The organism is Belnapia sp. (genome assembly GCF_059504005.1).
Genome location: NZ_JCACHU010000049.1, coordinates 1 through 7,651, shown reverse-complemented (window position 1 = coordinate 7,651; position 7,651 = coordinate 1). Strand labels below are relative to the sequence as shown.

The following is a 7,651-nucleotide window of genomic DNA, read 5'->3' as shown; positions in this document are numbered from 1 at the left end:
TCCGATGTCCACACTGCCGGCGGAAGCTTAGGCCGCCGCCTGACTTCAGACTGCCAAGGTAGTGCTACGACGCGCGCGGCAACGGCCTTTCCGACTGGCAGGTCGAAGACCTTTCGCTGACCGCCTCGAGGCGCGACGTGGAGGCGGTGGTGGAGGCCGCGGGCCTCGAGCGCTTTGCGGTGCTCGGCATTTCGCAGGGATGCGCCACTGCCATCGCCTACGCCGCCGAGCATCCCGGGCGCGTCAGCCACCTGGTGCTCTATGGCGGCTACGCCCGGGGCTGGGCGCAACGCGACAACCCCGCCGAACTGGCGACCCGGCAAGCGCTGGTCACCCTGATGCGGCATGGCTGGGGTGCCGACAACCCGGCCTTCCGCCAGTCCTTCACCAGCCTCTTCATCCCTGACGGCACCCCGGAGCAGGCGCGCTGGTTCAACGAGCTGCAGCGGATGACGACGTCGCCAGAGAATGCGGTCCGGATTCAGGAGGCTTTCGGATCCCTGCAGGTCGAGGCGCTGCTGCCGCAGGTCCGTGTTCCCACCCTCGTGCTCCACTGCACGGGCGACGAGGTGGTGCCCTTCGAGGAAGGGCGCCGCCTCGCCATGGGCATCAGGAACGCGCGCTTCGTGCCGCTCGAGGGACGCAACCACATCCTGCTCGAGGACGAGCCGGCCTGGACCCGGTTCCTGAACGAGATGCGTGCCTTCCTCGACCGAACCGAGGGTACCTAGGGGGGATGCGCCGCCCGCGGCAGGCTTGGTGGGCTGCCGCCCCGCATGTAGTGCCGTTCCGGCCTGTATCCGCTGCCACGCAGCCAGGTCCAGACAGTGCAGAGCGCCCGGCACGCGGTCGTCATGGCTGCGCCCCCGGCCGGTCCGGCGCGATACGGATGGCGGCCAGCCGCCCGTTAGACCACGCGTCACTCGCCGTGCCGTCGAGGAAAGCGGCATAGCCGATGCGCGCCTGCAGCATTTCCATCATCGACTGGCATTGGCGGGGCGCCATCCCAGTCGCCTCGCAGCGCGCACGGAATACGGCCTCCGCTTCCGGACCGTACTCCGCGGCCGGTGCCGCGACGGCATGGCTCGGTGCGGTGCCGGTCATCGCGGCCACGAGGACGGGCCAGCAGAAGCGGGACAGTTTCCGGCAACCCATGGCGAGCCGGCGGACATGGCGGTGCATCGTCGTCTCCTTTGTCTGCGCGCACCACCTCGGTGCGCGAGGAGAGCTTTGCTGCCGGCAGTGTGGAATGCCGTGGAAGCGCGCGTGGGAAGCGTCGGACCGCCTGTGGTTTTCGCGCCCGGCACGACCATGGCAGGGTCGGACGCGATCGGGGCCGGCGCGGGCTCACGCCCGGCCGGCCCCGTCATGTGCGGGAGCGGATGCTAGGACGCCGGCCGCAGCGGCACGGTGTAGGTCACCGCGGTGCCGGCCAGGCAGACCTCGCCCGCCGCGTTCCGGACCTCGGTCCTGAGCTTGCAGATCGGCTTGTCGTCGCGGATCGCGATGACCTCGACGAGGCCGGTGATCTCCTCGCCTACCAGCACGGCCTTAAGGAAGCGCCACTCGACCTGCAGGAAGACGGTGCCCGGCCCGGGCAGGTTCTCGGCGACGACGGCATTGAGCAGCCCGGAGGTCACGCCCCCCTGCACGATCAGCCCGCCGAAGGGCGAGGCCTTCGCCATGGCTTCGTCGTGATGCAGCGGGTTTCTGTCGCCGGTCATGCCGGAGAAGACCTCCACGTCGTGCATCGAGGTCCGGCGCCGCCGCTCGGCGATCCGGCCTTCCATCGGCCGTCCGTTGATCGTCAGGCTCCATGGCGTGTCGGTCTTCATGCTGCGTCCTCCTGCTGGTTCGCGTCGAACGGGCCGAGCGCGTCGAGATGCGCGACCTCGGATTTCATCGCCTGGTTCAGCGCCTGGTGGTGCAGGCGCAGCTCCTCGAGGGTCCAGGCGAAGGAGGCGATAGCGTCGGTCGCCGCCATCAACGGTAGGGACAGCGCCTCGCGCGTCGCGGCATAGCCGGCGAAGGCAGCCTCGCTGCCGCAGGCGGCGGCACGTGCGAGCAGCTCGGCGTCGCGCAGCGCGTCGGTCATGCCGTGCGCGGTCAGCGGGTCCTTGAAGTAGCCCGCGTCGCCAACCAGCGCCCAGCCGGGACCGCAGGCCTGTCGCAGGTAGCCACGCCGGCCGCCGAAGGTGACCAGCCGCGCCTGCGGCTCCGCCCGCGCCACGGCCTCGGCCAGCGCTGGTGAGCAGGCGGCGAGTACGTCCTGGTACAACGCCGCGGCTCCGCGGTCCGCCTCGGCCCGCAGCCGGGCCTGCGGCAGCGCCGCAAAGACGCAATGCTGGCCGTCATTCGTCGGGATGACGCCGGCGCTGACGCCGGGATTGTAGTACCAGCGGTAGCCCTCGGCCTTGAGGCCGGACCAATGCCCGTAGATCACCGCGCTGGCATGCCGTCCCTCGCGCATCACGGATGCGCCGGCCAGCCGCGCCACGGCCGAGCTCATGCCATCGGCACCGACGACGAGATCGGCGCGGACCTCCTGCCGGCGGCCCGACGCATCCAGCAGCGTGCCGCCGCGCACGCGGCCATCGGCGTCGCGGCGCAGCGCCACCAGGCGCTGGCCATATTGTACCTCGACGCCGGCCCGCCGTGCCGCATCGGCCAGCACCCGGTCGAGCAGCGTGCGCCGTGGCGCGTAGAGCGCGTCGCCGCCGGGTCCGGGACGGAGCGCGAGGTCCACGCAGTCCTCGCCGTAATGGAATGCCGTCCGTCGCACCGCGGGCGTCACCGCGGCGATCCGCGGCAGCACTCCCCAGCGGTGGAGTTGCAGCACGCCGCCGCGCATCAGCGCATGGGTGGACATCGTGTCCGACCCGTACTCGCCGCGGTCGACGGCCAGCACGCGCAATCTCCGCCGCGCCATCAGCATCGCGGTAGCGGCGCCGGCGCAGCGCGCGCCGACCACCAGCACGTCATGGGTTTCCCGGTTGGTCATCGTCCCGTGTCCCGTTCACGCAGCGACGCGGCCGGGCCGCGCCAGGCAATCGAGTATGTTCTCCGTCAGCTCCATCGCGTCCTGCCCGACGCCGTCGATGAAGCTCGACCGGCGCCGCCGCATCAGCCGCAGCCCGAGGGCGAAGAGGCCGGGCGAGGGCGTGATGCCGCCCTGGTGAATGATCTCGCCGGCCGCATCCAGGACGGGAACCTGCAGCCAGCCGTAGTCGCGGGTATGGCCCGTGGCCCAGATCACGCTGCGGATGCCGCCGAGGTCGAGGCGCGTCGGCGCGGCCGCCGTGACGATCCGCCGCACGGCATCCGGCTCGGCCGGGGCGCCGGCCAAGTCCGCGACCGCATCGAGGCGGGTCAGCAGGCGCTCGAGCGCGGACTGCGCGGCGCCGACCGTCTCCTTTAAGTCGTCCGCGACCTGCAGGACGCCCGTCTCCGCCCCGACGGCGCGGCCGATCAGGCGCACGCCCAAGGCCTGCAGCGTGCCGAGGTCGATCGTGGCGCCGTCGGTGCGGCCGACGAGCTGGAAGGAGGGCAGGCGCATGGCGCGGGCGAGGTCCGACACCTCCGTCGTTCGCTCGTCGAGCACACCGCTGCGTTCCAGCCAGCACCAGATGTCGCGGCCGCGGTAGCGCCGCGGCAGGCGTATGTGTCGGCCGACCGACAGCGTGACCTGCCGACCGGAGCGCTGGATCTCCTCGGCGAGCTGCACGCCAGTGGCCGACGCGCCCACCACGAGCACACCGCCCTGCGGCAGCGTCGCCGGGTTGCGGTAGTCGGACGGGGTGACCTGGTGCAGCGATGCAGGCAAGGAGGATGCCCATTCGGGCACGGCCGGCCGGTCGCAATGGCCGGTGGCGACCACCAGGACCTCGCTCCGCCATCGTCCCTGGTCGGTCTCGACGACGTAGCCGGACGGCCCGCGCCGGGCTGACCGGACCGTGACGCCGCATTCCACAGGCGCGCACCCGCCATGGGCATAGTCCTCCAGGTAGCGGACGAACTCGCGTGAGGACATGAAGCCGTCCGGGTTTGCGCCGCGGTAGGACCAGCCGGGCAGCCGGGTCATCCAGTTCGGCGTGAGCAGCCGCAGGCTGTCCCACCGCTCGGTCCGCCAGCGCTCGCCGATGCGGCCGCGCTCGAGGACGACATGGGGAACGCCGCGGCCACCGAGGCAATTGCTCATTGCCAGTCCGGCTTGGCCGGCGCCAAGGATGATGACAGGGGAATGCTGCATGGGGCGCTTCCTTGCGCTCACCACCGACGCAGGGTGTGCCGTGCGCCGGTGGGGTCGGCGTCGGTGTCAGGCGTTCACGGCGATGGAGACGGGCACGCCGTTGGTCAGGATGTCGAAGACGGCGGAGCGGGCGCGCGATTGCTCGACGATCTTCTTCAGGATCTCGACCGGGGCGTCGCCCTCGATGTCGAAGCTCACGCGAATGCCCTGGAAGCCGTTCCGCACTGCATCCGACAGGCCGAGAATTCCGCGCAGGTCCATGTCGCCTTCGACTGTGCACTCGCAGGACTGCAGGGTGACGCCGCGCGCCGCAGCGATGTTGGCGATGCCGGCAGTGAGGCAGCCGGCGAGGGCGTGCAGCAGATGCTCGACCGGCGTCGGCCCGCGATCCTCGCCGCAAAGAATCTTCGGATGGTCGCTGTTGACGCCAAAGGCGGTGACGTGCTGCATCTCGCCGCCGACGCCATAGAAGCCGGCGACGGTGCTGTGGCAATGCGTGCCGCTGATCCACCTGCTCTGGGCGCGGAATTGGAACTTTGCGAGCGAGGGCTGGTCGGCGACGGCAGCGATAGTAGCGAAGAGCTTCGGCGTGTCGACGCCATTGCGCGGCACCGGCATCTTCTTCTGGGCAGGCATCGCAGTAGTGACGTTCGTGTCCATGGTATCTCTCCTTTGCCGCCCCGGTCAGGCGCTGCTCGTCGGGGTGAGCAGGTGTTTAGGGGGACGACGTGGACGGCAGCGTGGGAGACGCCGTGGAAAAGCGCTGGACCGCCGTGTGATGGCCGAGTACGCGGCAACCTTGAGGTCAAGGAATGCGGCAAGAGGCTCTTTGCAGATCTTTGGAACGACCGCAGTAAGGAGAGACTGTGCATGGTAAGGCGGCGTCGAGCGGGCGCGATAAAGCAGGGCGGGTCTTTTGGGGCTGGCAGTTCTGGGGCGATACGGCGAAAGTGGCTTTGTCCCGTTTTGCTGGACATCAACGAAGCTTTTGCGTGAGGTGTCCCCCGATGCTCAAAACTCATCCTACCTACGCGCCGGAGTTCCGGCGCCAGATGATCGAGCTGGTCCGTGCCGGACGCGACCCGGCCGACCTTGCACGCGAGTTCGAACCCTCCGCTCAGGCCATTCGAAACTGGGTCGCTGCTGCTGACCAGCAGGAGGGCCGGCGTGACGTGCAGTCCGCCTCTGCCGAGGCTATTCTGAACACGGCCGAGCGCGATGAGCTCGCGCGGCTCAGGCGCGAGAACAAGCAGTTGCGCCAGGAGCACGACATTCTCTCTCGCGCGGCGGCCTGGTTTGCCCGCGAGACCGGCACGATCCCGTCCGGGTCTTCGAGTTCCTGAGGGCAAACCAGGCCACCTTCCCGATCACCCGGATGGCCAGACTGCTTGAGGTCTCGCGGGCCGGCTACTACGCCTGGCTCGACCGGCCTCTGTCGGCCCGCGCCGAGGCGGATGCGGCGCTGCTGCGGCGGATCCGCACCGTGCACATCACCTCGCGCTCCGTCGGGTTCGCCTCTCCGGCATCCTTCCCTGCTAGTGCACTGACCCAGACGGAGGATTCACAGCCAGGGGCTGTGATGGAATGGTCTGGGTATGGCCCAGACCGTCAGCATCATCGTTGGATGTGGGGACCGCGCCCGCTTGGCGGAGATCCTCAATGACCGGAACCGCCCGCTCAAGCCCGTGCAGCGGGCCAACATCATCCTGTTATCAGCCGAGCGGCTGCCGGTGGTGGAGGTGGCGCGTCGTGCGGGCGTCAGCCGCCCGGCGGTCTGGCGCTGGCAACGGCGCTACGCCGAACAAGGTGTCGATGAACTGCTGCGCGACAAGACGCGCAGGCCCGGCCGGGCGCCGCTGGCCACCACGACGGTGGCCAAGGTGCTGGCCCTGACCTGGTCCGAGCCGCCGGGCGCCGTGACCCATTGGACTGGCCGGGCGATGGCCAAGACGGTCGGCATCAGCCTGACCGCAGTGCAGCGCATCTGGCAGGCCAACCGCCTGCAGCCGCACCGGCTGCGTACCTTCAAGCGCTCCAACGACCCCGCCTTCGCCAGCAAGGTCGAGGACATCGTCGGCCTGTACATGGACCCGCCCTGCCATGCGGTGGTGCTGTCGATCGACGAGAAGAGCCAGATCCAGGCGCTCGACCGCACCCAGCCGGGCCTGCCTCTGAAGCCCGGCAAGTGCGGCACCATGACGCATGACTACAAGCGCAACGGCACCACCACCCTGTTCGCGGCGCTGAACACCCTCGACGGCACCGTGGTCGGCCGCTGCATGCCGCGGCACACCCACAACGAGTTCGTCCGCTTCCTCAACGCCGTCGAACGCGCGGTCCCGGCCGGCAAGGTGATCCACGCCATCGTCGATAACTACGGCACCCACAAACACCCAAAGGTGCAGCAGTGGCTGGCAGATCACCCGCGCTGGGTCTTCCACTTCACGCCGACCTCGGCGTCCTGGATCAACGCTGTCGAGGGCTTTTTCTCCACCATCACCCGCAGGCGTATCCGGCGCGCCGTCTTCACGTCCGTATCCGACCTGCAAGACGCCATCGCCCGCTACATCCGTGACCACAACAGGGCCTCCAAGCCGTTCGCCTCGACCAAGCCCGCCAACACCATCCTCGGCAAGCTGGCCAGGCTCTCTGCACCTGCTGTCTGACTCAGTGCACTAGACCGTGATGTGTTTAGGTTCGGTTGTATCCTGAGTGCTTCAGGTAGTTGGCGCATTGCTGGGGCGTGTAGGTACTGAGGAGTGTGCCTATAGTGGCGCACACCGCGTCGCTGGTTCGGGCGGCAGCCTGTCGCAGTAGGTGCTTGAGTTTCGCGAAGACCTGCTCGATGGGGTTCAGGTCGGGCGAGTATTTCGACTGCAGGAAGAGCTTTGCGCCAGCCCGCTGGATGGCTCGGCGCACAGCCGATCCTTTGTGGCTGCCGAGGTTGTCCATGACGACCAGGTCGCCTGGCTTCAACGTCGGCACCAGGACCTGTTCGACATAGACCCGGAACCGCTCCCCATTGATCGGGCCGTCGAGCAGCCACGGCGCCACGATGCCGTCGTGCCGCAGAGCAGCCACGAAGGTCATGGTTTTCCAGTGGCCGAACGGCGCCTTGCTCAGCACTCGCTTGCCCTTCGTCGCCCAGCCCCGAAGCGGCGCCATGTTGGTCTTGGTCCAGGTTTCATCGATGAACACCAGCCGCGCCGGATCAATCCGTCCCTGATAGCGCTGCCACTGGGCGCGCCGACGGGCGACGTCGGCGCGATCCTGCTCGCTGGCGTGCAGGGTTTTTTTCTAGGTCGGCAAAGTTGGCTGGCCTAGCGCGTTCACCAGATGGGCCTTGAACGAGCTCTGGAGGCGCGCATGGCCAGGCTGTTGGCGCGGGCGGAACCCGCGCGG

The 7,651-nt window shown here is 68.9% G+C and carries 7 protein-coding genes and 2 pseudogenes; 3 read left to right on the top strand and 6 right to left on the bottom strand.

Annotation, left to right across the window (positions count from 1 at the left end; all coding sequences use genetic code 11):
* Positions 1-74: 74 nt before the first annotated feature.
* Positions 75-731, top strand: a pseudogene (locus tag AC5JJ1_RS08450) (alpha/beta fold hydrolase); the annotation flags it as partial.
* 121 nt (positions 732-852) lie between these two features.
* Here AC5JJ1_RS08450 and AC5JJ1_RS08445 read toward each other — a convergent pair.
* The 5 genes from AC5JJ1_RS08445 to AC5JJ1_RS08425 form a co-directional block, all read right to left on the bottom strand.
* Positions 853-1,182, bottom strand: coding sequence for a hypothetical protein (locus AC5JJ1_RS08445; protein ID WP_495784671.1), 330 nt, complete (start codon positions 1,180-1,182; stop codon positions 853-855).
* A 203-nt stretch (positions 1,183-1,385) separates the two neighbouring features.
* The gene (locus AC5JJ1_RS08440; RefSeq protein WP_495784670.1) at positions 1,386-1,835 is read right to left on the bottom strand and encodes a MaoC family dehydratase; all 450 of its coding nucleotides are present in this window, start codon (positions 1,833-1,835) and stop codon (positions 1,386-1,388) included.
* A complete protein-coding gene (locus tag AC5JJ1_RS08435) occupies positions 1,832-3,001 on the bottom strand; it encodes an NAD(P)/FAD-dependent oxidoreductase (RefSeq protein ID WP_495784669.1) in 1,170 nt (389 codons plus the stop codon). Before AC5JJ1_RS08435 ends, AC5JJ1_RS08440 begins: the two co-directional genes overlap by 4 nt.
* A gap of 15 nt (positions 3,002-3,016) precedes the next feature.
* The gene (locus AC5JJ1_RS08430; RefSeq protein WP_495784668.1) at positions 3,017-4,249 is read right to left on the bottom strand and encodes an NAD(P)-binding domain-containing protein; all 1,233 of its coding nucleotides are present in this window, start codon (positions 4,247-4,249) and stop codon (positions 3,017-3,019) included.
* Between the two features lie 66 nt (positions 4,250-4,315).
* Positions 4,316-4,909, bottom strand: a complete 594-nt coding sequence (locus tag AC5JJ1_RS08425; protein ID WP_495784667.1) for an OsmC family protein — start codon at positions 4,907-4,909, stop codon at positions 4,316-4,318.
* A 347-nt stretch (positions 4,910-5,256) separates the two neighbouring features.
* Between AC5JJ1_RS08425 and AC5JJ1_RS08420 the strand changes: the two genes are divergently transcribed.
* Both AC5JJ1_RS08420 and AC5JJ1_RS08415 read left to right on the top strand, forming a co-directional pair.
* Positions 5,257-5,592: a transposase gene (locus tag AC5JJ1_RS08420; RefSeq protein ID WP_495784666.1), complete on the top strand. Its 336-nt coding sequence runs from the start codon at positions 5,257-5,259 to the stop codon at positions 5,590-5,592.
* 252 nt (positions 5,593-5,844) lie between these two features.
* Positions 5,845-6,915, top strand: a complete 1,071-nt coding sequence (locus tag AC5JJ1_RS08415) for an IS630 family transposase (RefSeq protein ID WP_495784665.1) — start codon at positions 5,845-5,847, stop codon at positions 6,913-6,915.
* A gap of 25 nt (positions 6,916-6,940) precedes the next feature.
* Here the strand turns inward: AC5JJ1_RS08415 and AC5JJ1_RS08410 are convergent.
* Positions 6,941-7,546 (bottom strand): annotated as a pseudogene (locus AC5JJ1_RS08410) (IS630 family transposase); the annotation flags it as partial.
* Positions 7,547-7,651: the final 105 nt, after the last annotated feature.